The 25,814-nt window shown below is 73.4% G+C and carries 16 protein-coding genes; 3 read left to right on the top strand and 13 right to left on the bottom strand.

All coding sequences use genetic code 11. The features are described 5' to 3' along the window. Positions 1-108: 108 nt before the first annotated feature. The gene (locus P3T37_RS22420; RefSeq protein ID WP_280725586.1) at positions 109-2,298 is read right to left on the bottom strand and encodes an ATP-dependent DNA helicase UvrD2; all 2,190 of its coding nucleotides are present in this window, start codon (positions 2,296-2,298) and stop codon (positions 109-111) included. A 356-nt stretch (positions 2,299-2,654) separates the two neighbouring features. Here P3T37_RS22420 and P3T37_RS22415 point away from each other — a divergent pair, with 356 nt between their 5' ends. Further along, a complete protein-coding gene (locus tag P3T37_RS22415; protein ID WP_280725566.1) occupies positions 2,655-2,912 on the top strand; it encodes a mycoredoxin in 258 nt (85 codons plus the stop codon). A gap of 63 nt (positions 2,913-2,975) precedes the next feature. Here P3T37_RS22415 and P3T37_RS22410 read toward each other — a convergent pair whose 3' ends face one another. The 6 genes from P3T37_RS22410 to P3T37_RS22385 all read right to left on the bottom strand — a co-directional run bounded on the left by P3T37_RS22410 (position 2,976) and on the right by P3T37_RS22385 (position 10,940). Then, a complete protein-coding gene (locus P3T37_RS22410; protein ID WP_280725565.1) occupies positions 2,976-3,782 on the bottom strand; it encodes a GntR family transcriptional regulator in 807 nt (268 codons plus the stop codon). A 366-nt stretch (positions 3,783-4,148) separates the two neighbouring features. Beyond that, positions 4,149-5,081, bottom strand: a complete 933-nt coding sequence (nudC, locus tag P3T37_RS22405; protein ID WP_280725564.1) for an NAD(+) diphosphatase — start codon at positions 5,079-5,081, stop codon at positions 4,149-4,151. 58 nt (positions 5,082-5,139) lie between these two features. Continuing rightward, on the bottom strand, positions 5,140-6,576 hold the full coding sequence (locus P3T37_RS22400) for a dipeptidase (RefSeq protein ID WP_280725563.1): 1,437 nt from the start codon (positions 6,574-6,576) through the stop codon (positions 5,140-5,142). A 105-nt stretch (positions 6,577-6,681) separates the two neighbouring features. After that, positions 6,682-9,495: an FtsX-like permease family protein gene (locus P3T37_RS22395; RefSeq protein WP_280725562.1), complete on the bottom strand. Its 2,814-nt coding sequence runs from the start codon at positions 9,493-9,495 to the stop codon at positions 6,682-6,684. Continuing rightward, on the bottom strand, positions 9,492-10,268 hold the full coding sequence (locus P3T37_RS22390; RefSeq protein WP_280725561.1) for an ABC transporter ATP-binding protein: 777 nt from the start codon (positions 10,266-10,268) through the stop codon (positions 9,492-9,494). Before P3T37_RS22390 ends, P3T37_RS22395 begins: the two co-directional genes overlap by 4 nt. Positions 10,269-10,322: 54 nt before the next feature. Beyond that, positions 10,323-10,940, bottom strand: a complete 618-nt coding sequence (locus tag P3T37_RS22385) for a PadR family transcriptional regulator (protein WP_280725560.1) — start codon at positions 10,938-10,940, stop codon at positions 10,323-10,325. Between the two features lie 81 nt (positions 10,941-11,021). Between P3T37_RS22385 and P3T37_RS22380 the strand changes: the two genes are divergently transcribed. Beyond that, the gene (locus P3T37_RS22380) at positions 11,022-11,996 is read left to right on the top strand and encodes an endonuclease/exonuclease/phosphatase family protein (RefSeq protein WP_280725559.1); all 975 of its coding nucleotides are present in this window, start codon (positions 11,022-11,024) and stop codon (positions 11,994-11,996) included. Positions 11,997-12,157: 161 nt separating this feature from the next. On the opposite strand, the gene P3T37_RS22375 is transcribed toward P3T37_RS22380, so the two are convergent. The 4 genes from P3T37_RS22375 to P3T37_RS22360 form a co-directional block, all read right to left on the bottom strand. Further along, positions 12,158-13,351: a PP2C family protein-serine/threonine phosphatase gene (locus P3T37_RS22375; protein ID WP_280725558.1), complete on the bottom strand. Its 1,194-nt coding sequence runs from the start codon at positions 13,349-13,351 to the stop codon at positions 12,158-12,160. A gap of 190 nt (positions 13,352-13,541) precedes the next feature. Then, a complete protein-coding gene (locus P3T37_RS22370) occupies positions 13,542-16,751 on the bottom strand; it encodes an ATP-dependent DNA helicase (protein ID WP_280725557.1) in 3,210 nt (1,069 codons plus the stop codon). 34 nt (positions 16,752-16,785) lie between these two features. Beyond that, the gene (locus P3T37_RS22365; protein ID WP_280725556.1) at positions 16,786-20,085 is read right to left on the bottom strand and encodes an ATP-dependent DNA helicase; all 3,300 of its coding nucleotides are present in this window, start codon (positions 20,083-20,085) and stop codon (positions 16,786-16,788) included. A gap of 137 nt (positions 20,086-20,222) precedes the next feature. Continuing rightward, positions 20,223-20,591, bottom strand: coding sequence for an MGMT family protein (locus tag P3T37_RS22360; protein WP_280725555.1), 369 nt, complete (start codon positions 20,589-20,591; stop codon positions 20,223-20,225). A gap of 144 nt (positions 20,592-20,735) precedes the next feature. Between P3T37_RS22360 and P3T37_RS22355 the strand changes: the two genes are divergently transcribed. Next, complete coding sequence (locus tag P3T37_RS22355) at positions 20,736-23,408, top strand: lysylphosphatidylglycerol synthase transmembrane domain-containing protein (RefSeq protein ID WP_280725554.1); 2,673 nt, start codon at positions 20,736-20,738, stop codon at positions 23,406-23,408. A 73-nt stretch (positions 23,409-23,481) separates the two neighbouring features. Here the strand turns inward: P3T37_RS22355 and moeZ are convergent, their stop codons facing one another. After that, on the bottom strand, positions 23,482-24,660 hold the full coding sequence (gene moeZ / locus P3T37_RS22350) for an adenylyltransferase/sulfurtransferase MoeZ (RefSeq protein ID WP_280725553.1): 1,179 nt from the start codon (positions 24,658-24,660) through the stop codon (positions 23,482-23,484). Positions 24,661-24,823: 163 nt separating this feature from the next. Continuing rightward, positions 24,824-25,777, bottom strand: coding sequence for an NAD(P)-dependent oxidoreductase (locus tag P3T37_RS22345; RefSeq protein WP_280725552.1), 954 nt, complete (start codon positions 25,775-25,777; stop codon positions 24,824-24,826). Between the last annotated feature and the right edge of the window lie 37 nt (positions 25,778-25,814).

Raw genomic sequence — 25,814 nt, 5'->3', positions numbered from 1 at the left:
AAGCCGTTGCGGGAGTGATCCCGATCGGCCGACGATCTCGTTTCCTTGACCGCTCCGGCAGGCTATTGCGCACCATGCACAGCGCGCAAACTATTTAACGGGCGAGTTTCAGGAGTCTTCCGAGGGCTCCTCGTCCGAGGGGTCGTCCCCGACCGCGGCCGGTTCCTCCTCGGGCTCTTCCCCCGCACACAACGACAGCACGGCAGCCCCGTACTTGTCCAGCTTCATGGCGCCCACACCCGAGATGAGCGCCAGCGCCCGGGCGTCGGCGGGCACGTCCTCGGCGATCGCCATCAGGGTCGCGTCGGTGAAGACCACGTAGGCGGGCGCGCCCTGCTTCTTGGCCTGCCGGGCCCGCCACTCGCGCAGCCGCTCGTACAGGCCCTCGTCCATCGAGGAGGGGCAGTCCTCGCAGCGGCGCAGCTTGCGCTCCACCGCGTCGGTCAGCGTGCGCCCGCAGACTCGGCACTTGACCGGGCCGCGCGCCTTGCGGCCGGCGCGCTCCGCACCGCCGCCCTCCACGCTCCCGCGCCCGCCCCCGCCGGAGCGCGCCGCGCCCGAGCCGGAGCCCGGGCGCAGCCCGTCCAGGAAGCGCGAGGGCTTGCGGCTCGCGCGCCCCCCCGGCGAGCGCGACAGCGCCCAGGACAGCGAGAGGTGCACCCGGGCCCGGGTGACTCCCACGTAGAGCAGCCGGCGCTCCTCCTCCAGCTGCTCGTCGGTCTTGGCATAGATGATCGGCAGCGTGCCCTCGGTGAGGCCGACCAGGAAGACGGCGTCCCACTCCAGGCCCTTGGCGGCGTGCAGGGAGGCCAGCGTGACGCCCTCCACGGCCGGCGCGTGCTGAGCGGCGGCCCGGGCGTCCAGCTCGGCGACGTAGGCCGCTAGGTCCGCCGGCTCGCCCGCCGCACGCCGGCCGGCCTCGAACTCCTCGGCGAGGCGGACCAGCGCGGCCAGCGACTCCCAGCGCTCGCGGACCGCGCCGGAGCCGGCCGGCGGCGTGGCGGTGAAGCCCCGGGTACCCAGCACCGCGCGCACCTCGGCGGCGAGGTCCGGCGCGTCCAGCGTCACCGGGTCGTTCCCCGCGCGGGCCGCGCCGCGCAGCAGCAAACCCGCCTCGCGCACCTCGGGACGCTCGAAGAAGCGCTCGGCGCCCTTGAGCTGGTAGGAGATCCCGAGGTCGGCAAGCGCCTGCTCGTAGACCTCGGACTGCCCGTTGGTGCGGAACAGCACGGCGATCTCGCTGGCCCGGCAGCCGCCCTGCCCCTGCCCCTTGGCCAGCAGCTCCTTGATCCGGTGCGCGGTGGTCTCGGCCTCGGTCGGCTCGTCCACGTACTCGGTGTAGACCGGCTCGGGACCGGCCTCGCGCTGCGAGACGAGTTCGAGGCGGTGCCGGGCGGCCGCACCGCGGGCCTGGGCGAGCAGCCCGTTGGCCAGGTGCACCACCTGCGGGGTGGAGCGGTAGTCGCGGACCAGCTTCACCACCGTGGCGTCGGGGTGCTTGGTGCGGAAGTTCAGCAGGTAGTCGGGCGTCGCGCCGGTGAAGGAGTAGATCGTCTGGCTGGCGTCGCCGACCACGCACAGGCTCGCGCCCGCTCCCGTCCACTGGTCGAGCAGCCGCTGCTGGAGCGGCGAGACGTCCTGGTACTCGTCGACGGTGAAGTGCCGGTACTGGGCCCGCACCCGCTCGGCGATCTCCGGGCGGTCCTCCAGGATCGCGGCGGTCAGCAGCAGCACGTCCTCGAAGTCGATGACGTTGCGGTCGCGCTTGGTCTGCTCGTAGGTGGCGTAGACCCGGGCGATCTCGGCCGGGTCGCGCGGGGCGTCGCGGCCGGACTTCAGGACGGCCACCGGGTAGTCGTCGGGGACGATCTGGGTGACCTTGGCCCACTCGATCTCGCTGGTGAGGTCGCGCAGTTCGGTGCGCTGGACCCGCAGGCCGGTCCGCCCGGCGGCCTCGGCGACCAGCTGGACCTTGCGTTCGAGCAGGCGCGGCACCTCGCCGCCGACCGCGCGCGGCCAGAAGTACTGCAGCTGGCGCAGTGCGGCGGAGTGGAAGGTCCGGGCCTGCACGCCCTCCGCGCCGAGCTCGCGCAGCCGGCCGCGCATCTCGCCCGCGGCCCGCGCGGTGAAGGTGACGGCCAGCACCTGCTGGGGCTGGAAGACGCCGCTACGCACGCCGTAGGCGATCCGGTGGGTGATCGCCCTGGTCTTGCCCGTCCCGGCGCCCGCGAGGACGCAGACGGGGCCGCTGAGCGCGGTGGCGACCGCGCGCTGCTCGGGGTCGAGCCCGGCCAGCACCGCGTCCGCGTCGCCCGGCCGCCCGGCGTAGCCGCCGCCGAAGCCGGCCGATCCGCCCCCGGACAGGCCGGGAAGGTGGTTCGCGCCGTACAGATCACCGGTCATGAGCTCTTCCTGCATGCCGTCCATCCTCTCAGCCCGGCGGGCGGACTCCTGCGGGCCGCGGCACCTGGTCCGGACATCCTGGCAGGGTCCGACGACAATCCGCCGCGGGTTGTCCACAGGCCCGGTACGACGATCGGCCCACGTCCCCTGCGACCACCGGACGGTGCCGGAAAGCCCGCAGGAATCAGCGCCGGGTCCGGCGCGTTGTGCAGCGCGACAGCACCATTCCCCTGGGCGAAGGAGTCCTTTCGATGTCCGGCAGCGTCACGATGTACAGCACGACCTGGTGCGGCTACTGCCAGCGGCTGAAGAGCCAGCTGGACCGCGCCGGCATCGGCTACACCGAGATCAACATCGAGGAGGACCCGAAGTCCGCCGCCTATGTGGAGTCGGTCAACGGCGGGAACCAGGTCGTGCCGACCGTGCTGGTCACGCCGGCCGCCGGTGGCGAGGCGGTCGCCATGACCAACCCGAGCCTGCGTCAGGTCCAGGCCGCGCTGGCCGGCTGAGCACGGCTCAAGCGGCGGCCCCGGGCCTCCCGCCCGGGGCCGCCGACCTCGTAGCAGGACAGCTCACGGGGCTGGACGCGCCGACAGCTCGCCGAGCCCGTACACCAGGCGGCAGCGGTCGGCCGAGTAGCGCGTCTCGATCACCCGGACCGGCCCGCGCCGGTCGTAGGTGACCCGGGTCTGCACCAGCAGCGGCACCCCGGGCCCGCCCTGGAACCACTGCGACTCCTCCGGCCCGGGCATCCGCGAGACCAGCTGGTCGACGGCACCGATCTCGGTGCGGCCCAGCTCGATCAGCACCTGCTCGTCCCCGCCGAGCACCGGGTCGGGCTCCATCAGCGCGGTACCGGCCGCCAGGCCGGCCCGGTAGTGGCTCTCCTCGATCGAGTAAGGCTCGCGGTCCATCATCCGCAGCTGGCGGCGGACCACCACCGCCTCCCCCGGCCGCAGGCCGAGCCGCTCGGCGATGTCCACCCGGGCCCGGACGATCAGCATCTCGAAGTCCACCGTCAAGGCGCGGCCCGCCTCGGTCGCCTCGTTCGTGTAGACCTCGCTGGGTGCCGCGAGGCTGTCCCGCTGGGCGGGGATCAGCCGGCCGGCCGACGGCGGCCCGAAGGCCCGGTGGTCCAGGACCGGATGGTCCTTCAGATAGGTGCCCTTGCCCTGCAGCCTGACCAGTCGCCCCTCGTTGACCAGCACGTCCACCGCGAGCCGCACGGTGTTGCGGGCGACGCCGTACTGCTGCTCCAGCTCGGACTCCACCGGCAGCGCGACGTCGGCGCGCCACTCGCCGGCCGCGATCCGTCGGCGCAGGTCGGCGGCCAGCCGCTGGTACTTGGGGGACGGAACGCTTCCTCTGGAGATGGTCACAGGGGGAATGTAGCGATTCGCGCTGCACCATTTCAGCTAAACCAGCCATTATTGGCCAGGATTGGGGATTGCCGGATTGGCCGGTCCACCCACGCGATCAATGGCCGTCGAATTCATTCCAACCAAGCACATCAGGGCCGGTCGGCCCCCGGTACCCACGACGCGGACCGCTCCAGGCGGGCCCCGGCAACAGCAGGCGATCAACGGGCCGACGGGGAGAGCGCAGGAGCACCGCTGGACTCGTCCGAAAAGCCTGCCACTAGTTGGCTGGAAGTTTTCCGGAATTGCCTCTACTTGATCACAGATGATCGTACGAGAACGGGGGCGTGCGGATGATTCCCGCACACCCCCGTTACCATTCCCGCGCTACCCGCGAGCGGCGGGCGGCAGCGGTTCGCCGTACCAGAGCTCGACCAGGTGGCGGGCGATCGAGATGCCGGACGGCGGCAGGATCTCCCCCGACTCCATCCCGGCCCGCAGCTCCTCGCGGGAGACCCAGCGCGCCTCGGAGAGCTCCTCGCCGTCCACCGTGATCGCCGTGCCGTCCGGGTGCGCCCTGCCGATGAAGCCCAGCATCAGGCTGGCCGGGAAGGGCCACGGCTGGCTGGCCACGTAGCTGACCTCGGCCACCTTGACGCCGGCCTCCTCGAAGACCTCACGGGCCACCGCCTGCTCGATCGACTCACCCGGCTCGACGAAGCCGGCCAGCGTGGACCAGCGCCCCTCCGGCCAGAGTGCCTGCCGGCCCAGCAGGCAGCGGTCCTGCTCGTCGGTGACCACCATGATCACCGCCGGGTCGGTCCGCGGGTAGTGCTCGGCCGCGCACGAGGTGCAGCGCCGCAGGTGCCCGGCGCCGGCCTTCTCGGTCGGGTGCCCGCAGCGCGAGCAGAAGCTGTGCAGGCGGTGCCAGTGCTCCAGCGCCACGGCGTGCACCAGCAGCCCGGCGTCGCGGTCGGAGAGGCTCGCGCCGACCTCGCGCAGCCCGGCCGGGCGGGCGTCGCCGTCCAGCCGTCCGGGCAGCGTCTCGCCGGACAGCGCGAAGTACGAGACGCCGTCCTCGTCGGTGCCCAGGAAGTACCGGTCACCGACCTGCGGGGCCTCGAAGGAGGGCAGCAGCACCAGCTCGGCGCCGGCCTCGGTGTCGACCACGAAGACCTCGCCGCCGGCGATCGGCAGCACCTTGGTGGCGGGGTGGCTCCAGGCCGCGGCGAGCCACGGTTCGTCCTGCCGGTGGTGCGCCGCCCGGTCCACTCCCGCCCGGGAGAGGGCGAGCTGGAGGGGCCGTTCGGTATCAGGCATGGTGCTCACGATGGTTCGTCCCCGATCGAAGATTCATCAGCTGCCGACGACGGCGCCGTCAGTGGGAGTCGGCCGCGGCGGTCAGGTCCGCCGCCTCGGCCGGCCGGAAGTTCTCGGCAAGGTCGCCCCAGAGGTACGCGGCGGCTTCCACGCCCTTGCGCAGCAGGTCGAGTTCGACCTTCTCGTTGACCGAGTGCCAGCCGTCCGAGGGCACCGAGATACCGAGGAAGAGCACTGGCGCGCCGAGCACGTCCTGCAGGTCGGCGGACGGTCCCGAACCGCCCTCGCGGGTGAAGAGGATCTCCTGCTCGAAGGCCCGTCCCATCGCCCGCACGGTGGACTGCAGCGCCGGGTGGTCCAGCGGGGTCAGGCAGGGCTGCGTGTGGGCCCTGAAGACGATCTCGTGCCGGACGCCCGCCGGGAGCCGGTCGGCGACCCAGCTGCGGATCAGCTTCTCGATCCGGTACGCGTCCTGGCCGGCGACCAGCCGGAAGGAGAGCTTGAGGTGCGCCTCGGCCGGCACGATGGTCTTGCGGCCCGGGCCGGTGTAGCCGCCCCAGACGCCGTTGACCTCGGCGGTGGGCCGGGCCCAGACCCGCTCCAGGGTGGTGTAGCCGGCCTCACCCTGGACATCGTGCGACTTGGCGACCCGCAGCCACTGCGCCTCGTCGAAGGGCAGTCGGGCGAACAGCTCGCGCTCGCGGTCGGTCAGTTCGACCACACCGTCGTAGAACCCGGGGACGGCGACCCGGCGATCGGCGTCGTGCAGCTGCGCGGCCAGCTCGGCGGCGGCGGTGGCCGGGTTCGGCACGGCCCCGCCGAAGGAGCCGGAGTGGATGTCGTTGTCCGGGCCGAACAGGTCCACCTGGCAGTCGACGATGCCGCGCATGCCGGTGCAGACGGTCGGGGTGTCCGCGCCCCACATGCCGGTGTCCGAGATGATCACCAGGTCGGCGGCCAGCCGCTCGCTCTCGCGGCGGATCAGCGCCCCGAAGTTCGGCGAGCCGGACTCCTCCTCGCCCTCGATCAGCAGCTTGAGGTTGACGGCCGGCGCGGTGCGCCCGGTGGCCGCCAGGTGCGCGCGCAGCCCCAGCGTGTGGAAGAAGACCTGGCCCTTGTCGTCTGCCGCGCCCCGGGCGTAGAGCCGGTTGCCGATGGTGACCGGGGTGAACGGCTCGGTGTCCCAGCCGTCCTCCTTCGCGGCCGGCTGGACGTCGTGGTGGCCGTAGACGAGCACGGTCGGCGCGCCGGCGTCGCCCGAGGGCCACTCGGCGAAGACCGCCGGCAGACCGTCCGACTCCCAGACCTCCGCCACCGGGAACCCGGTCTCCCCCAGCTTCGCCGCCAGCCACTCGGCGGAGCGGCGGACGTCCCCCGATCGCCCTGGGTCGGCCGAGACCGACGGGATGCTCAGCCAGTCCGCCAAGTCCCGCAGGAAGTCGGCCTGGTGCTGGTCGATGAAGGAACGGACGACGCTGTCCGGGGTTTTCGTCATACGGACGACTTTAGTTCTCCCGAACAGCGGCGCGCCTCCGTGGTCCCGTTCCCGGGCCACGGAGGCGCTGTAACCTCCGTCACTCCTGTCCCAACGACTGACGCGTCAGCCCGCGCGTCGGAGCAGCGTGATCTTCGAGCGGGTGAGCAGCGCGGCCAGCACCGCGGCCAGCACCGGCAGCCCCACCAGGGTGAGCCCCATGGTGAGCCAGGGGAACGCGATCACCGCATGCGCCGGCTGCTGGAACCCGGTCATCGCCACCACCTTGCGCAGCGCCACCGCCGGGACGACCCCGCAGATCGTGCCGAGCACCGCGCCCATCGCCGCGATCACCCCGCACTGCAGGCCGGAGAGCGTGCGGCGGATCCGCGGCGCCGCGCCGATCGCCGCCAGGGTGGTCAGGTCCTGCTGCGAGTCGGCCGAGGCCAGGCCGGTGGCGATGCCCGCAGCCCCGAGGGCCACCAGCGCCGCGAACGCGGTCAGTCCGAGCACGATCAGCGTGTGCGTGGGGCGGAAGCCCCGCTCGATCTGGAAGTTCCAGTGGTCGCCGCCGCTCTTGGCGACCGCAGCCGTGGCCCGCTGCTCGGCACCCGAGGAGGGCATCGAGGCCGGCAGCCAGGCCGAGCCGCCGTCGGAGGTGGTCAGCCCGAGCGCTGTCGCGGTCGCCGGTGGCAGGAACGCCTGCGCGGCGGGGGTGGCCATCGGCACCAGGACGGCGTCCGCGGTGACCTCGTGGCTGGGCGGTTCGGGGGCCTGCCCGGAGGAGGGCATCCCGCCCGTCGGCCGCGCGTAGGGATCGGTCAGCTTGAAGGTGACCTTCCCGTCCTTGACGAACCTGGCGTCGAAGACCAGCACCTTGCCCTGCGCCACCGCCTGCTCGGCCCCCTGGTCGTGCAGGCCGAACAGGTTGTGCAGCACCGTCGCGTCACCCGCGATGATCGACCCGAAGTTCGAGCCGTAGTCGGACACCCGCGAGTTGCAGCGCGGGTCGGTGCTGTTGCGGGCGCTGTAGGGGATGTACGGGCTGTCGCCGGCCGCCGGACAGCGCTGGTCGGGCGCCACCTCCAGCTCCAGCTGGCCGCAGTTGGACCCGCTGACATGGCAGTTGCCGTGGTAGTCGACGCTCAGTACGTCGGCCCGCGGACCGAGGTCGGTCATCGACCGCTCCACGGCGTTGCGCTGGGCCACGATCAGGTCGCCGCCGCCGCCGACCCCGTACCCCGCCGCGAGCGTGACCGCGCCGCGCGGCGCCGAGGCGACGTACGCCTGACGGCTCTCCTGGTCGCTGCTGGCGCTGTAGATGCCGACCGCGACCGATCCGGCCACCGCCGCCATCACGGCCGCGACCGCCGGCGCGGTGCGCCCCCGGTGGCGGATCGAGTCGCGCAGCGCCAGGCGCGGTGCGAGCGGCAGCCAGCGACCGATCCCGCCGAACAGCCCGACGATCATCGGGGTGCAGGCGACCATGCCGAGTTCGGCGACCATCGAGCCGCCGAGCACCGCGAGCATCCGGCCGCTGGGTCCGCCGGCCGCGCCGAGCAGCGCCAGCGCCGCACCGCCGGCCAGCATCAGCACCCCGAGCACCGTCAGCTTCCGGGACGGCGGTTTGACCGCGCCGCGCCCGGTGAGCGCCGCCACGACGTCCTGCCGGGAGGCCTGGACAGCGGGCACGACGGCCGCCAGCAGCCCGGTGACCAGGCCGATCGCGGCGATGCCCAGCAGGTCGAGCGGCTGCACGGAGAGGTGGCCGAAGCGCTGGCCGGCCAGCTCCTCGGTCCACGGCCTGGTCACCGCGACCAGCAGCACTGCCAGCACCACGCCGACCGCGGCTCCGGCCAGTCCCAGCACCACACCGCCGCTGAGCACCACCGAGCGGATGTGCGAGCGGTCGCCGCCACCCGCACCGATCAGGCCGAGCTGGCGCCGTGAGCGCCTGGCCCCGACGGCGAACGCCGGGCCCGCGAGCAGCACGATCTCCAGCAGCGCCATGCCGACCACGGTGCCCAGGATCACCATCGAGGTCTGGTCGAACGTGCTGCCGCCGAAGGCGTGCTGGTCCTCCTGGACGTAGTACGGCACCGCGGAGCGCGGCGGCGGGTTCAGCAGGACGGCCCGCGAGGCGACCGTGAAGGAGTACTTGTTCAGCTCCTGGACCTTGGCCCAGTCCAGGGCGGCGCCGGCCGGCATCCGGACCAGCCACCGGTCCGCCCGGGCGGGCGCCTGGCCGTCGGCCTTGGCCGCCGGGGACAACTCACCGGGTCGGCCGACCACCCGGCTGCGCTTCAGCTCGTTCGGGTACTCGGCGACGCCGGTGATGGTGAAGGGCTTGTCGCTGACCCCGCGCAACGTGGTGGTGGAGCCCACCGAGAGGCCCGAGGCGTCCAGGAAGGCCTGGGTGGCGGCGACTTCGCCGCTCGCTGCGGGAGCCCGGCCCTTCACCAGGTTGATCCGGCCCTTCCAGACCGGGTCGGTGAGGTCGGCCTCGTCGGTGTCGGCCGGGGTCAGGCCGTCCACCGTACTGGCCAGCACGCTGGGCACGTACGGCACCGGGGTCAGTACCGCGCCGGCCGGGAGCAGCTCCTTGACCAGCGTGGCGGGGTCGGTGGAGGCGCTGCGCTGCTGCTCGGGGCTCTTGGGACCGGTCTGCCGCGGGTCGGCGCTGGTTCCGTTGTTGGGGTCGGGCGCCTGCAGCACGGTCAGCCCGGGTGCGAGCTGGTTGATCAGCGCGTCGGCCCGGCCGAGCGTGCGGGTGGCCGTCTCGGCGGGGGTCAGGGTGGCGCTGTGGTAGACCACGTCGGCGCCGGTCACCCCCAGCACGGGAAGCGCGATCATGGCCAGGACCAGGGCGCTGCGGCCCTTGGCCCGCAGGGCGTCGCGGCGGGCGATGCGCAGGGCGACCCGCCAGGCTGAGAGCTTCACTCGGCCACCGGCCCGTTGATGCTGTTGGTGGCAGCGGCGAGGAGCAGGGTGTTGGCGTCCTGGCGGCCCGTCTCGTCGACCAGCCGGCCGTCGCGCAGGAAGACCACCCGGTCCGCCCAGGCGGCGTGCCGGGCCTCGTGGGTGACCATCACGGCGGCCGCGCCCGCGTCGCAGCGAGCGCGCAGGACGGCCAGGACGGCCTCGCCGGTGGTGGAGTCCAGCGCGCCGGTGGGCTCGTCGGCGAGGACCAGGCGGCGGTCGCCGATCAGTGCGCGGGCGATCGCGACGCGCTGCTGCTGGCCACCTGACATGGCGTCGGGGAAGCGGTCCGCCAACTCCGCGATGCCGACCTCCTCCAACGCGGTCAGCGCCTCGGCGCGGGCGGCCCGGCTCGATATCCCGTCCAACTCTCGTGGCAGCGCGATGTTCTCGGCCGCGGTCAGCGCCGGGATCAGGTTGTAGTCCTGGAAGACGTAGCCGATGGAGCGGCGGCGGACCTGGGCCAGCCGCTTGCGCGAGAGGGCGCCGAGCGACTGCCCCTCGACCAGCACCTGGCCGTCGGTCGGGCTGTCCAGACCGCCGGCCAGGGTGAGCAGCGTGGACTTGCCGGAGCCGGAGGGTCCCATCACGGCGACGAACTCCCCCGGGTGGACGCGCAGATCGATGCTGCGCAGGGCGTGCACCTGGGCCGCGCCCTGGCCGTGCACCCGGCTCACCTCGGCGAGGTGCAGAACCGGTTCGGTGCGGGTGGCGGAAAGCGTCGTGGAAGGCATGGTGTCGGTCAAGGTTCCCCCAGCGGTTCCGTGGTTCAGAGTGTGGGCGGGCCGTCAGGCCCGGGTACGGCGCCGGCCCTTCGGGGCCTCGGAAGCGGCGCTCTCGGCGGGCTGGTCGGCCTGCCGCTCGCTGTAGTGGGCGAGCCGGGTCTCGCAGTGGTCGAGCCAGCGGACCTCGGCCTCGGTCTGGAAGATCAGCTGGTCGAGGACGAGCAGCCAGGCCAGGTCCGAACGCCCGTCCCCGCCGCTGGACGCCGACTCCCCCGCCAGCGCCCTCGCCTTCAGCCGGGTGTAGTCCTGGAGCGCCTTGATGCTGTGCCGGCGCTGGGCCTGGACCACGGCGTGCACGTCCACTCCGGGGACGGTGACGGCCATCGCGAGCTTGATCGCCAGTTCGTCCCGCGGCGGGCTGGTTCGCGGCACCGGGGTGTCGAACCAGGAGCGCAGTTCCGCACGTCCCTTATCAGTGACGGCGTAGAAGAGGTGCCCCTCCTCGTCCTCGCTGTCCGGGACGACCAGGCCGTCCCGTTCCAGTCGGCCGAGCGTGGTGTAGACCTGGCCGACGTTGAGCGGCCAGGTGGCACCGGTGCGGGCCTCGAACTCGACGCGGAGCTGGTAGCCGTAGCGCGGGCCCTGGTCGAGCAGGGCGAGCAGGCCGTGACGGATGGACATACTGAGTATGTATACCCGGTATGCGGTCAAGGCTCAAGCCGCGACCCTCGGCGTCACCGCCAGGGCGTACCGTCGTGCGGTGTGAGCAATCTGCGCATCGCCACCTTCAACCTGCTGCACGGCCAGCCGCTGGCCGCCGACGGCAGCCCGCTGCCCTACCCCGCCGGGGCCGGTGACCCCCTGCACGAGGCGGTCGCCGCACTGGACGCCGACGTGCTGGCGATCCAGGAGGTCGACCGCTTCCAGGAGCGCTCCGGACTGACCGATCAGACGGCCGTGGCCGCCAAGGCGATGGGCGCCGCCGACTGGCGCTTCGCCGCCGCGCTGCACGGTCGCCCGGCGCCGGTGGCCGGCTGGCTGCGCGACCCCTCGGTGCCGCAACTGCGGGTCTACGGACCGGAGGAGGTCGGCAGCGCCGTCGACCAGCCCTCCTACGGCACGGCCCTGCTCACCCGGCTGCCGGTCCGGCACTGGCAGGCCCGGCGGTTCGCGCCCGCTCCGTTCGGCCTACCGCTGCGGGTGGCCGGCCGGCGCGGCCTGACGCCGGTTCCGGACGAGCCGCGGGCCGCGCTGGCCGCCGTCCTGGAGGGCCCGAACGGTCCGTTCACGGTGGTCGCCACCCACCTTTCCTTCGTGCCGGGCTGGAACATGGCCCAACTGGCCGGCATCCGGCGGTGGATCGCCGATCTGCCGCGGCCCTACCTGGTGCTCGGCGACTTCAACCTGGTCGGGGCCGTGCCGCGAACGGTGCTGGGCGGGGCCAGCGCGCTGGACCGCAGCGCCCGTTCGCGCCGGCAGCTGCGCGAACTGCGCGCCGCCCGCCGCGCGCTCGGCGCGGCCGGGGAACCGCGCCGGCGCCGGGCCCGCGAGCCGCGTCCGCGCCTGCAGGGCTGGCACGACCTGGCCCGCACGCCCACCTACCCCTCGCACCGCCCGGCCGTGCAGTTCGACCACGTGCTCGCGGTCGGCGTCCCGCACACCGCCGTCGGCTCGGTCTCGGCGCCCCGGGTCGGCGTCTCGGACCACCGGCCGCTGGTGGTGGAGGTGGATCTCTAGGGCCTGTCTCACAATTCCCGGCGGATCAGCGCGCGGCGTTGGGCGCCCGGCTGGGCGTGCCGGCGGGTCGTCCTCGTACTGGGTCGTACTTGGATGATCCGCCGGTGCGTCCAGGCGGGATGCCCGGCGTCGCGCGCCCGGCGGGAATTGTGAGACAGGCCCTAACTCGGACGGGCCGCCAACTGGGCGTTCTGGTGCGGCAGCTGGGAGCCGCCCGGGAGCGGCTCGTACTGCAGCAGGAGCATCGCCGCGTCGTCGCCAAGCTGCTTGCCGACGTGCCGCACCACGTCCGCGTGCAGTTGGCGCAGCACGTCGGCGGGTCCGCCGGTGGCGCAGCCGGGCAGGCGGTCGGCGAGCGGGTAGAAGAGGCCGGCCCGGTCGCGGGCCTCGATCACGCCGTCGGTGAAGAGCAGCACCCGGTCGCCCGGCTCGAACGGCACGCGCTGGACCGGCGGGTGGACGTCCCTGGGGTCCAGCACGCCCAGGGGCGGCACCGTCTCGTCCAGCTCCAGGGCCACCGCCGGTCCGTCGCCGCGCAGCAGCAGCGGTGCCGGGTGGCCGCAGTTGACGATCTCCGCGGTGCCGTCCGGGCAGACCCCGATCAGCACCAGGGTGACGAACTCCTCCTCCACGCCCGGGTGCTCGTTCTCGTGCAGCGCGCGGTCCAGGCTGACGGCCAGCCAGCCGGCCACCTTGTCCAGCGCCGGTTCCTGGTGCGCCGCCTCGCGGAACGCGCCCAGCACGGCAGCGGCAGTCTCCACCGCGCTGAGCCCCTTGCCGCGGACGTCGCCGACCACCGCGCGCACCCCGTGCCGGGTGTTGACCACCTCGTACAGGTCACCGCCGATCCGGGCGTGCGCCGCGGCCGCCGCGTAGTGCACGGCCGCCCGCACGCTGCCCACCCGGTCGGGGACCGAGCGCAGCAGCACCCGGCGGGCGACCTCGGCCACCAACTGGGCGTCGGCGAGCGCCTGCTCCTGACGGACCCGGAGCATGACGCTGACCCAGCTGATCGCGGTGACCAGGGCGACCGCGAAGACCGTCGCGCTGTGCACGGACTCGCCCAGCACGTTGTTGTAGGTGGCCATCACGAAGGCGGCGACCTCGGCCAGCACCCCGGTGAGCAGCGGGTACCAGACCCGGCGGCTGACGATCGCGGCCAGCGCCGGCACCGCGGTGAGCGCGGGTTCGACGGTGACCTCGGTATTGCTGAAGTAGTCCAGGAAGACCACCAGGGCCATCCCGATGAACGGCAGGGCCAGCGCGGTCCTGGGCCAGGTCCCCGTCGCGCGGACGGTGGCCGGGCCGGGGGTGGGGCCGGCGAACCGCTCTCTGAACCATCCGGTCGCGCTCAACTTCGGTTTCTCCAGCAGAAGGCGCCCGATGTCGTGGGGACACCAGCGACGATGACTGAGGGTGATGATCGGGGCCTGTCCGACGGCCGGAAGACACGAGTGACCGGTTACCGACCCCACAATAGGCGCGAAACGCACACAGCGCACTGGTTTCGCGCGACTCCGTGACGAGTTGGATGCTCTCTGTGACCTAATAGTCACTGTTCCCGATCAGAAGCGTTTCCAACTCTTTCCGGTCAGGAAGTCGCACCGGTCTTTCGATCCGACCGCTGCGGATGTAGCAGAAGGCGGCGGTGACCTGCTCCAGCGGAAGCCGCTGCTGCTCGGCCCAGCCGACGCGGTAGATGGCCAGTTGCAGCGGGTCGGCGCTCTCCTCGTGGCCGGTCTTCCAGTCCACCAACTCGTAGCGGGGCAGCCCTGGTGACCCAGCGTCGTCGTCACGCTCCCGATACACCGCGTCGATCCGGCCGCGCACCACCCGCCCCGCGAGCAGCAACTGCACCGGCGCCTCCACCCGGTACGGCGTCCGGGTCGCGTACGGACCGCGCAGGAAGGCCTCCTTGAGCTGCTCCAGGTCGTGTTCGTCCTCGATGCCGTCCTCGTCCACGCCGGGCAGCGCCTCCGCCTCCAGCAGCGGCAGCGGTGCGAACTGGGCCTGGACCCAGGCATGGAAGCGGGTGCCGCGGCGGGCCGCGGGCTGCGGCGGGCGGGGCAGCGGGCGGGCCAGCTCGTGCGCGAAGCCGTCCGGGTCGGCGGCCAGCCGCATCAGCTGGGACGCGGAGAGCGAGGCCGGCAGCGGCACGTCGCGCACGGTGCGCCGGGAGCGCTCCAACTCGCCGAGCAGCGCGCTCAGGTCGCGGTCCCAGGAGGCCACCTGGCGCTGCTCCTCGGGCGCCAGGCGCTCGGGCGCCGGCGCGGGCTGACCGGCCAGCCGGCGATTGACCACCTCGGCCACCCGGCGCCGGGCCAACTGGGCGGCCGGATCCAGCGGCAGCGGCCAGGCCGTCTCCACCGACTGGTCCAGCGCCGGGTTCTCGGCGCCGTCCACCGGCGGCTCGGCCCAGTGCTCGACCTCGCCGCAGCCCGGCCGGCCGGCATGGACGCGCAGCTCGTCCAGGAAGTCGGAGGGCCCGCGCGGGGTCTTCTGACTGGGTCCCCACCAGTGGCCGGAGGCCAGCAGCAGCGAGCGCGGGCGGGTGAACGCCACATACCCGAGGCGCAGTTCCTCGGTCACCGTCTGGTCCTTCAGCCCGTCCCGGAAGGCCGTCATACCCTTGGCCGTCCAGGCCGGGACGACGGGCAGCGTGGCGCCGTCGCCGCGCAGGGCGTGCGGCAGGACGTGCCGGCGGCTGGTCCACCGCTCGCGCGAGCGGTTGCTCGGGAACGCGCCCGCCACCAGGCCGGGAACGGCGACCACGTCCCATTCCAGGCCCTTGGACTTGTGGACGGTGAGCACCTTCACGGTGTCCTCGCCGCCGGGCAGGCTGCTGTCCAGACCGCTGTCGTAGTCCTGGGCGGCCCGCAGGAAGGCCAGGAACGCGGCCAGGCCGGGATCGCCGTCCAGGTCGGCGAAGCCCGCCGCGACGTCCAGGAACCCGTGCAGGGTCTCCCGGCGGCGGGCGGCCAGCGCCAGCGGGGAGGCCGAGAGCTCGACCTCCAGGTTGGTCACCGTCAGAACCCGGTGCAGGACGTCCATCAGCGGCTCGGCAAGCATCCGGCGCAGCTCGCGGATCTCCCGGGCCAGATGGGCGAAGCGCACCCGGGACTCCGGCGAGAACGGCAGCTCTCCCCCAGCCTCCGGCTGGGAGGTGCCCCCCTGCTGGGCGGCGTCCAGGAAGGTCTCCAGCGCGTCCGAGAGCGAGATCACCTCGGTCGGATCGACGTGGGCGACGGCCGCACTCAGAGGGTCCGCGCCGTCCGCCGGACGGGCGGTGCGGACCAGCTCGGCGGCCCGCCGGCCGAGCAGCGCCAGGTCGCGGGGGCCGATCCGCCAGCGCGGGCCGATCAGCAGCCGGACCAGCGCCGCGTTGGCCGTCGGGTCCTGCAGCACCTCGCAGACCGCGACCAGGTCGGCCACCTCCGGCAGCTGCAGCAGGCCGCCCAGGCCCACCACCTCGACCGGGATCTGCCGTGCCACCAGCGCCGCGTGGACGTCCGGGAAGACCGAGCTGCCGCGGCAGAGCACGGCTATCCGGCCCGGCGCGGTGCCGGTGCGCACCAGGTGGGCGATCGAGTCGGCCAGCCAGCCGACCTCCTCGGCGTGAGTGGGCAGCAGCGCGACCCGTGCGAAGCCGTCCAGCTCGGCGCCGGGCGCCGGGCGCAGCGCCTCGACGCCCTCGTGCATGGCCCGGAGCGGCGCCGCCAGGCCGTTGGCGAAGGTCAGCAGGTGCCCGCCGCTGCGGCGGTTCTCGCTGAGCGCGTAGCGCAGCGCGGGGGTGCCGTCGGCCTGCGGGAAGTGCTCGGGGAAGTCGTCCAGGTTGGCCACCGAGGCGCCGCGCCAGCCGTAGATGGCCTGGCAGGGGTCGCCGACCGCGGTGACGGCGTGGCCGTGCTGGCCGAACAGCCCGGCCAGCATCAGGCGCTGGGCGACCGAGGTGTCCTGGTACTCGTCCAGCAGCACCACCTTGAACTGGCCGCGCAGCAGCTCGCCCACCACCGGGCGCTGGAGGGCCAGCCGGGCGCCGGCGGCGATCTGGTCGCCGAAGTCCATCAGGCCGGCGGCGGCCTTGCGGCGGCGGTACTCCTCGACCAGGCGCAGCAGCTCCTGGCGGCCTGCGGCGGCCTCCGGGACGGCGCGCAGGTCGGCGTTGGTCAGCTTGGCGGCGGCGAGCTCGTCCAGCAGCCCGGTGTCGAAGTCGCGCAGCGCGTCCGGGTCCACCAGGTGCTCGGCCAGCTCGGCGTCGAGCGCGGTGATCTCCGCGACCAGGGTGCTGAAGGTGTCCTTGAGGTGCGGGAACGGCCCACGGGCGGTGCGCAGCACCCGGGCGGCCAGCTGGAACCGGGTGGCGTCGGCGAGCAGCCGGACGTCCGGTTCGATGCCGATCCGCAGGCCGTGGTCCTTCAGCAGCCGGCCCGCGAAGGCGTGGTAGGTGGAGATCTCCGGCTCCCCCATGGCCTCCTCGGCGTCCTCCCGGACGCCGGCCCGGGCCAGCGCGGTGCGGACCCGCTCGGAGAGCTCGGCGGCGGCCTTGTTGGTGAAGGTCAGCCCGAGCACCTCCTCGGGCCGCACCGCCCCCGAACCGACCAGCCAGACCACCCGGGCGGCCATCACCGTGGTCTTGCCCGAACCTGCCCCGGCCACGATCACGGCAGGCTCCAGCGGGGCGCCGATGGCTTGCATCTGCTCCCGGTTGAAGGGGATGCCGAGCAGCTCCTTGAGCTGGTCGGGGTGGCTGAGCATGAGGAAACGGTAACCGGAGCCGGTGTCAGCCGACCTAATCGATCAGCTGGCGGCCGGCGCGCTGGGCCGAGCAGCTGCTGCGGAACGAGCAGCGGTCGCAGCCGGTGCTCGTGGTCGGCACGAAGCGCTCGGCGAGCACCCGGCCGGCCGCGTCGGCGAGCAGGTTCTCGATCCACGGGTCACCGTCCGGCGGGCCCTGCTGCTGCACCTTGGGCGCGGCCGCATCCCGCTTGTCGTCGATCCGCAGCTGCACCAGCTCGGCACCGCCGAGTTCCGGGCGGCGGCCGGTCAGCTCGTCCACCGCGCCCTCGCGGACCGCGAGCTGGTAGACCGCCAGCTGCCGGTGCTCGGGCAGCGACTTGTCGGTGGGGGGCTGCTTGCCGGTCTTGAAGTCGACCACGTAGGCCCGGCCCGCGGCGTCCTGCTCGACCCGGTCCATCACGCCGCGGATCCGCACCGAGACCTCGCCGACCGGCAGGGTCAGGTCGAACGGGTGCTCGGTCGCCAGCGTGTCGCGGCCGCGCTCCAGCACGTGCCAGTGCAGGAATCGCTCCAGCGCGGCGCGGGCCTGCGCCTTCTCCTGGTCCGCCTTCCACGGTGCGTCGAAGGCCAGCGCGTCCCAGACGGTGTCCAGCCGCTCCATCAGGACGGCCAGGTCCGCCGGGGTGCGGCCGGAGCCGACCTCGTCGGCCAGCGCGTGCACGACGTTGCCGAAGCCCTGCGCGCCCGAGGTCGCCGTCTGCGCCTTGACCTCCTTGGCCAGGAACCACTGCAGAGCACACGAGTCGAGCTGCTCCAGGCCGCTGCCGGAGAGCTGGACGGGCTGGTCGGGCTCGCGCAGCGGGACGGGGTTGCCGGTCGGATCGGCCATCCCCCACCAGCGGGCCGGGTGGGCGGCGGGGACCAGCGGCACGCCGTCCTCGTCGGTGGCGGCGGCGAGCTGGGCCAGCCGCTCGGCGGCGGTGCGGCGCAGCTCGGGCGAGCGGGCCGGGTCGACGGTGACCGCGCGCAGCTCGGCGATCAGGGCGGGGATCGCCAGCGGACGGCGCGGGCGGTGCGTGACGTCCTCGACGACCACCTGCGGGGTACGGCGCAGCACCCTGCCCGAGCGGGGGTCCAGCTCCTCGCGGTAGAGCTCGCGCAGGAACCGGGAGGGCTCGTCGCCGTCCTCGGCCGGGGCCTTGACCGCGGTGACGATCAGGCGCTCCTTGGCCCGCGTGACGGCGACGTAGAAGAGCCGGCGCTCCTCGGCCAGCAGCGCGCCGGGGGTGAGCGGCTCGGCCAGGCCGTCGCGCCCGATCCGGTCGGCCTCCAGGAGCGAACCGCGCCGGCGCAGGTCGGGCCAGAGGCCCTCCTGGACGCCGGCCACCACTACCAGCCGCCACTCCAGGCCCTTGGACCGGTGGGCGGTCATCAGCCGGACGGCCTCGGGACGGGCGGTGCGGACGGTGAGGGTGTCGGCGGCGATGTCCTGCGCCTCCAGCTCGGCCAGCAGGTCGAGCGCACCGCGGTGGCCGGTGATCTGCTCCTCGGCGCGGGCGGCGGTCTCGAAGAGGGCGCAGAGCGCGTCCAGGTCGCGGTCGGCGTTGCGGCCGACGGTTCCGGAGCGCAGCGCCGAGCGCTCCAGGCGCTCGCGCCAGCGCGGGCTGCCGTCCCAGAGCAGCCAGAGCGCCTCCTCGGCGGTGCCGCCGCCGATCAGGTGCTCGCGGACCTTGCGGAGCAGGAAGCCGAGGTCGCGGGCCCGGCGGGCGTAGCCGGGGTCCATGGCGACCAGCCGTCCGGGCTCGGCGAGGGCCTCGCGCACCAGCTCGTCGGCCGAGCGGATCACCTCCGCCCCCGCGGCCCGCTCCTCCTCGCGCAGCGCGCGGCCCAGCCGCCGCAGGTCGGAGCCGTCCAGGCCGCCGAGCGGGCCGGTCAGCAGGGTGTGCGCGACGTCCGCGGTCAGCGGGTCGTCCCAGCCGAAGGTTGAGGCCTCGGACGTCGGCCCTCCCGACTTCTCGTACGCGGCGCCCTGGGCGCAGACCCGCAGGGCGAGCAGCAGCGGGACCACCGCGGGCTCCTCGCGCAGCGGCAGGTCGTCGCCGTCGATCTCCAGCGGCACACCGGCCGCGCTCAGCGCGCGCCGCACCCCGGGTATCGCCCGGGCGCCGGCCCGGACCAGCACCGCCATCTCGCCCCACGGCACACCGTCCTCCAGATGCGCGCGGCGCAGCAGATCGGCGATGCTCTCCAGCTCGGTGCCGGGCGTGGGGTAGCTGTAGACCTCGACCCGGCCGCCGCCCTCGCGGGCCGGCAGCAGCGCCCGGTGCTGCGCCAGCTTGTCCGAGGGCAGCCGGCCCATCGGCATCCGGCGGGCCAGCTCGCGGGAGGCCGCCAGCAGCACGGGCGCCGAGCGCCGCGAGACCCGCAGCACCTTCACCTCGGCCGGACGGCCGTCCGCCTGCCGGAACTGGTCGGGGAAGTCCAGGATCCCGTTGATGTCCGCGCCGCGGAAGGCGTAGATCGACTGGTCCGGGTCGCCGACCGCCACCAGGTCGCGCCCGCCGCCGGCCAGCTGGTGCAGCAGCCGCACCTGGGCCGGGTCGGTGTCCTGGTACTCGTCCACGAAGACCACGTCGTAGCGGTCGCGCAGGTCCACCTCGGGACGCTCGGCGAGCAGCACCGCCCGGTGCACCAGCTCCGCGTAGTCCAGCACCCCGCGCAGGTCCAGCACGTCCAGGTAGTCGGCCAGGAAGTGCGCGGCGGCGGCCCAGTCCGGACGCTGCACGCCGTCCGCGAACCGGGCGAGCTCGGCCTCCCCCAGGCCCAGCTCCCGGCTGCGCGCCAGCACCGCGCGGACCTCGTCGGCGAAGCCGCGGGTGGTCAGGCAGGCTCGCAGGTCGAGCGGCCAGCTGATCCTCCCCACACCCAGCGCGGCGTCCTCGGCGTCACCCGCCAGCAGCTCGCGGACCATCACGTCCTGCTCGGGACCGGAGAGCAGCCGCAGCGGCTCGGCGTACTGCTCCGGCTCCTGGTGCGCGCGCAGCAGGGCGTAGCAGAAGGAGTGGAAGGTGGTGGTCTGCGGAGCGCTGCCGAGCCGGACGGCCATCCGGTCGCGCAGCTCCATGGCGGCCTTGCGGCTGAAGGTCAGCACCAGGATCCGCTCCGGGTCGGTGCCGCGCTCGATCCGCCGGGCGACCGACTCCACCAGCGTGGTGGTCTTGCCGGTGCCCGGCCCGGCCAGCACCAGCAGCGGCCCGCCCACGTGCTCGGCCACGGCCTGCTGGTACGGATCCAGCACGGGCGGGGCGGGCGGCGTGAGCGGGCTGCGCACCAAACGGTAGGGAGAGGTCACCGGGGTCCTGGGGGAGAGTTCGGACCACCGAGCCTACGAGACCAACCGGCGTGCGCCGGACGGGGTGCGCCCGGTCACACGAATGAGTGCACTCTGACCGGCGCAGGATACGCACTGTGTCCGTGCAACTACTTCCGTTACCGCCCGTCCCAGCGGGCCAGTTTGAGATCGACCCGCGGCAGGCTCTCGGCCGCCCGCGATCCGGCGGCGGGGCCCCGGCCGACGCGCAGCGGCGTACCCTCGACCCGGTAGGCGGCCAGCGCCCGCTGTTCGTGACCCGGCAGCAGCGCACCGTCCGCACGCACCACGCGCCACCAGGCCACCGCGCCGCCGTACAGGGCCAGCACCCGCCCGACCTGGCGCGGGCCACCCTGCTCCAGGTACTCGGCGACATCCCCGTAGGTCATCACCCGGCCCGGCGGGATGCGCTCGATCAGGTCGAGCACCAGCTCGGCGAACGGGGGCAGCTCACCGCCCGGGACACGGTCCTCGTTGGTCGACGTCACCTCCGGCATTCTTCCGCATCCGGTCGGGCGGCGGGCCCGCGAGGGCCGGATTCGCCGCGCCCAGTACGGCCCCTGTCCAGCAGCGGGCGACCCGGCATGCCACCATCTTCGAGGCGGTGAGTGGTGATACGAGGACAAGACCAGATGACCGGGACGGCTGACGTGGACGTGGACGAGGGCTCAGAGGAGCCCACCACCGCTCTACCCGTCGTCGGCGAGCCGAAGGTCTCCCTGGTGAAGCCGGTCCGGTCGGCCGTGCCCGCACCGAGCGCCCCCGAACCGAGCCCCCCCGAGCCCAGCACCCCCGAGCCGAGCCACCCGCACTGGGAGCCCGAGCCCGAGGGCGAGGACCTCGCCGTCGACGAGCCGCTGCTCGCGGCGCGCGCCCACCGCCCCTCCGACCTGATCCGCCTGCTGGCCGGCCTGCTCGGCATCATCGCCCTGTTCGTCCTGGCCGGCATCGCCAAGTCGACCACCAGCGGCATCGCCAGCGACATCAACGTCAACATCAAGCACATCCCGGCCTGGCTGAGCACGGTCGGCAGCCTGGTCTCCAGCATCGCCGTGCTGGCCGTGCCGGTGGCCTTCGCGGTCGAGCGGCTGATCAAGCGCGACGGACTGCGGGTCGCCGACGGCGTGCTCGCCTCGGTGCTCGCCTACGGTGTCTCGCTGGCCGTCGACTGGTGGGTGGCCGAGGGTGCCTCGAACGCCATCAGAACCGCGCTGACCCGGCTCCCGGAGACCGGCAACGGCTCGCTCACCGATCCGGTGCACGGCTACCTCGCGCCGGTGATCGCCTATATGACGGCGGTCGGGATGGTCAGTAGACCGCGCTGGCGGGTCGCCCTGTGGATAGTGGTCGTCCTCAGCGGCGCCACCGAGCTGATCAGCGGCTACACCACCCCGCTCTCCCTCCTGCTGACCGTGCTGATCGGCTGGTCGGTGGCGTACGGGACGCTGTACGCGATCGGCTCGCCCAACATCCGCCCAACCGGCCAGCACCTGATGCTGGGCCTGCGCAAGGTCGGCTTCGCGCCCAGCGGCGCGCACCGCGCCCCCGACGCCCCCGGCGGGACGCGGCGCTACTACGTCAACCAGAACGAGGGCCCGACCCTCGACGTCCACATCATCGACCGCGAGCAGCAGGCCTCCGGCTTCTTCTACCGGGTCTGGCGTCGGCTGCTGCTGCGCTCGGTGGCCGTGCGGCGCAGCCCGCAGTCGCTGCGCCAGGCGCTGGAGCAGGAGGCCCTGATCGCCTACGCGGCGGCGGCGGCCGGCGCGCACGCCCCGCAGCTGGTGGCCACCTCCGAGCTCGGCCCGGACGCGGCCGTCCTGGTCTACGAGAAGGTCGAGGGCCGCACCCTCGACGAGCTGCCGGACAGCGAGATCACCGACGAGGTGATGGCCTCCTTCTGGCAGTCGATGGCCGTGCTGCACCAGCGCCGGATCGCGCACCGCCGGCTGACGGGCGAGTCCCTGCTGGTCGTGGACGAGAAGACCGGCGCGCTGGTCAACCTCTCCGGCGGCGACATCGCGGCCGGCGACCTGACCCTGCGGATCGACACCGCCCAGCTGCTCACCACCTTCGCGCTGCGGATCGGCCCGGAACGGACGGTGGCCACCGCCAACCGGGTGCTGGGCCCGGACCGGGTGGCTGTGGCGCTGCCGCTGCTGCAGCCGGTCGGGCTGAGCCGGCAGACCCGTGCGGACCTGGTGCGGCTGACCAAGGAGCGCAAGGCCGCGGCCCAGGCGCTCGCGCTGGAGCAGGTGGCGGCCGGCGAGCGCACCCAGGAGGAGGCCGAGGAGGACATCGCCGCGGCCGGCGAGGACCTGCTCAGCCGGATCCGCGCGCAGATCCTGGAGATCGTGCCGGAGGCGCCGCTCGCTCCGGCCAAGCTGGAACGGCTCAAGCCGAAGAGCCTGATCATGGTGATCGCGCTGGCCTTCGCGGCCTACCTCGCGGTGACCACCATCCAGCCCGGCCAGCTCAAGCTGTCCCAGATGAACTGGGGCTGGGCCTCGGTCGCGCTGGCCGCCGCTGCTGCCAGCTACGGCGCCGCGGCGATGAGCCTGACCGGATTCGTCCCCGAGAAGCTGCCGTTCGGCCGGACGGTCGCCGCCCAGCTGGCCGGCTCCTTCGTGAAGCTGGTGGCTCCGGCGGCGATCGGCGGCATCGCGCTGAACACCCGCTACCTGCAGAAGTCCGGCATCCGACCGGGCCAGGCGGTGGCCAGCGTGGGCGCCTCGCAGCTGGCCGGCCTCGGCGGCCACCTGCTGCTGCTCTTCGGCTTCGGCCTGATCACCGGCAGCCAGGCCAACGGCGACCTCGGCAGCCAGCGGGCGGTGATCATCGGCGTGCTGACGGCCGCCGTGCTGGCGCTGGTGATCGCGGCGGTCGCGCCGCTGCGCCGCTTCGTGGTGACCCGGGTCCGCTCGCTCTTCTTCGGCGTGGTGCCCCGGATGCTCGACCTGATGCAGACACCCAGCAAGCTGGTCACCGGCTTCGGCGGCATCCTGCTGCTGACCCTGGCCTTCACCGCCTGCCTGGACGCCTCGGTGCGGGCCTTCGGCGGGTCGATGAGCTACGCGACCGTCGCGGTGATCTTCCTGACCGCGAACGCGGCCGGCTCGGCCGTGCCGACCCCGGGCGGGATCGGGCCGGTCGAGATCGCCCTGATCGGTGCGCTGGGCCTGGGCGGGCTGCCGGCGGCGACCGCGACCTCGGCCGTCTTCCTCTACCGGGCGCTCACCTTCTGGCTCCCGGTGCTGCCGGGCTGGATCGCCTACACCTTCCTGCAGCGCAAAGGCGCGATGTAGCCGGACGCCGAACGGCCGCGGGCCGGGCCCCCGCGAAGGGGCCCGGCCCGCGGCCGTCGTACTGCGGAAACGCTTAGTAGACCGGCTTGTGCGGCTCGATCTGGTTGACCCAGCCGACCACACCGCTGCCCACGTGCACGGCGTCGGAGAAGCCCGCCGCCTTCAGCACGGCCAGCACCTCGGCCGAGCGGACGCCCGTCTTGCAGTGCAGGACGATCTTCCGGTCCTGCGGCATCCGCTCCAGCGCGTCACCCATCAGGAACTCGTTCTTGGGGATCAGCGTGGCACCGGGGATGTTGACGATCTCGTACTCGCCGGGCTCGCGGACGTCGATCAGGAAGATCTTCTCGTCGTTGTCGAGCATCTCCTTGAGCGCCCGGGGCGTGATGGTCGACCCCATGGCGGCCTCCTGGGCCTCCTCCGAGATCGCGCCGCAGAACGCCTCGTAGTCGATCAGGCCGGTGACCGTCGGGTTCTCGCCGCAGAGCGCGCAGTCCGGGTCCTTGCGGACCTTGACCTGGCGGTAGTTCATCTCCAGGGCGTCGTAGATCATCAGACGGCCGACCAGCGGCTCGCCGATGCCGGCCAGCAGCTTGATCGCCTCGGTGACCTGGATCGAGCCGATCGAGGCGCAGAGCACCCCGAGCACGCCGCCCTCGGCGCAGGAGGGGACCATGCCTGGCGGCGGGGCCTCCGGGTAGAGGCAGCGGTAGCAGGGACCGTGCTCGGCCCAGAAGACGCTGGCCTGGCCGTCGAAGCGGTAGATCGAGCCCCACACGTAGGGCTTGCCGAGCAGCACCGCGGCGTCGTTCACCAGGTACCGGGTGGCGAAGTTGTCGGTGCCGTCCACGATCAGGTCGTAGCCGGCGAAGATCTCCATGACGTTGTCGTTGTCGAGACGCTCGTCATGCAGGATCACGTTGACGTAGGGGTTGATCTCCTTGACCGAGTCACGCGCGGACTCGCCCTTGGAACGGCCGATGTCGGACTGGCCGTGGATGATCTGGCGCTGGAGGTTGGACTCGTCGACGGTGTCGAACTCCACGATGCCCAGCGTGCCCACGCCGGCCGCAGCCAGGTACATCAGCGCCGGGGACCCGAGGCCGCCGGCGCCGACACAGAGCACCTTGGCGTTCTTCAGCCGCTTCTGCCCGGCCATCCCGACATCCGGGATGATCAGGTGGCGGGAGTACCGGCGGACCTCGTCGACGGTGAGCTCGGCAGCCGGCTCGACCAGGGGTGGCAGCGACACGGGGACTCCGATGGTCGTCAGTTCGGTGGTGACTACTACGCCAACAGTGTCACGCGCTCGCGTTATTCCGAGACAGCAGGTCCGACAGGCGAGACGCGTCGCGCCGGATCGTGGGACCTGCGGAGACGGACCGCAGCCGCCACCGGTCGCCCGCCCCGGTGGCTCACACCCGGCAGGCCGTCTCCAGCCAGACGTCGCCGAGCGATTCCTCCAGTGGCGTGCAGGCCCGCCAGCCGAGCCGCTCGCGCGCCGTACGGACGTCGGCCTGCCGCCAGGGCACCGGCTCGGCGAGCGGCCGGGGCTCGGCGGGCACCCGCTCGGAGCCGCCGAGATCGCCGACCGGCTGGGCCGGCAGCAGCACCGTCCTGGTCTCCTCGGCCAGCGTCCCCTCGAAGCCCGAGGCCCGGACCAGCAGGTACGCCGCGTCCCTGGAGCGGACGGCGTGGCCGCTGCCGATGTTGATCACTCCGGTGGCCGCCGAGACCGCCGCCGCCCGGACCGCCAGCGCGACGTCCCGGACGTCCACGAAATCGCGGAACGCCGAGAGGTCCGGCATCCGGACCTGGTTCTCCTGCTGCTCCAGCGCCCGGCGCAGCCCCTCGGCCAGCCGGCCGAAGAGCGAGGCCGCCGGAGCGCCGGGGCCGACCACGTCGAAGACCCGCAGCACTGCGGCGTCCAGCCCGGAGGAGGTCACCAGCTCCGTCCCGGTCAGCTTGGAGACGCCGTAGGGCCCGACCGGGCGCGGCTCAACGGTCTCCGAGATCGGCGCGCCGGGCTGGACCGGGCCGTACTCCGCCGCGGACCCGACGTGCACCAGCCGGGCCGGCTGCCGGCTGCGCCGGATCGCCTCGCAGACCGTCGCCACCGCAAGGGCGTTGGCGCGGATCAGCGCCCGGGAGGTGCCGTAGGTCGCACCGGCGCAGTTGATCACCACCTGCGGCGCCACCGCGTCCAGGAAGCGGGCCAGCGCCCCCGGGCTGCCGGCCGACAGGTCGAACCGGATGTCGGCCGAGTCGCGTCGGCCGAGCACCGTGACCTGGAGGTCCTGGTCCAGCAGCAGACGGTCGGCGACCCGACGGCCGATATAGCCGTCGGCACCCAGCAGCAGCACCCTCATCGGGGGTGTCCTTCCACGAGACGGGGAACGAGATGCG

This window comes from Kitasatospora sp. MAA4, from assembly GCF_029893355.1.
Taxonomy (GTDB): Bacteria; Actinomycetota; Actinomycetes; order Streptomycetales; family Streptomycetaceae; genus Kitasatospora.
This window is presented reverse-complemented; position numbering and strand designations above follow the sequence as displayed.

What these genes read in the sequence shown, in the direction of transcription:
- P3T37_RS22415 (WP_280725566.1), top strand. Translation starts at nt 2,655, where the DNA reads ATGTCCGGCAGCGTCACGATGTACAGCACGACCTGGTGCGGCTACTGC.
- P3T37_RS22390 (WP_280725561.1), bottom strand. Translation starts at nt 10,268, where the DNA reads ATGCCTTCCACGACGCTTTCCGCCACCCGCACCGAACCGGTTCTGCAC.
- P3T37_RS22355 (WP_280725554.1), top strand. Translation starts at nt 20,736, where the DNA reads ATGACCGGGACGGCTGACGTGGACGTGGACGAGGGCTCAGAGGAGCCC.
- P3T37_RS22385 (WP_280725560.1), bottom strand. Translation starts at nt 10,940, where the DNA reads ATGTCCATCCGTCACGGCCTGCTCGCCCTGCTCGACCAGGGCCCGCGC.
- P3T37_RS22400 (WP_280725563.1), bottom strand. Translation starts at nt 6,576, where the DNA reads ATGACGAAAACCCCGGACAGCGTCGTCCGTTCCTTCATCGACCAGCAC.
- P3T37_RS22370 (WP_280725557.1), bottom strand. Translation starts at nt 16,751, where the DNA reads ATGCTCAGCCACCCCGACCAGCTCAAGGAGCTGCTCGGCATCCCCTTC.
- nudC (WP_280725564.1), bottom strand. Translation starts at nt 5,081, where the DNA reads ATGCCTGATACCGAACGGCCCCTCCAGCTCGCCCTCTCCCGGGCGGGA.
- P3T37_RS22345 (WP_280725552.1), bottom strand. Translation starts at nt 25,777, where the DNA reads ATGAGGGTGCTGCTGCTGGGTGCCGACGGCTATATCGGCCGTCGGGTC.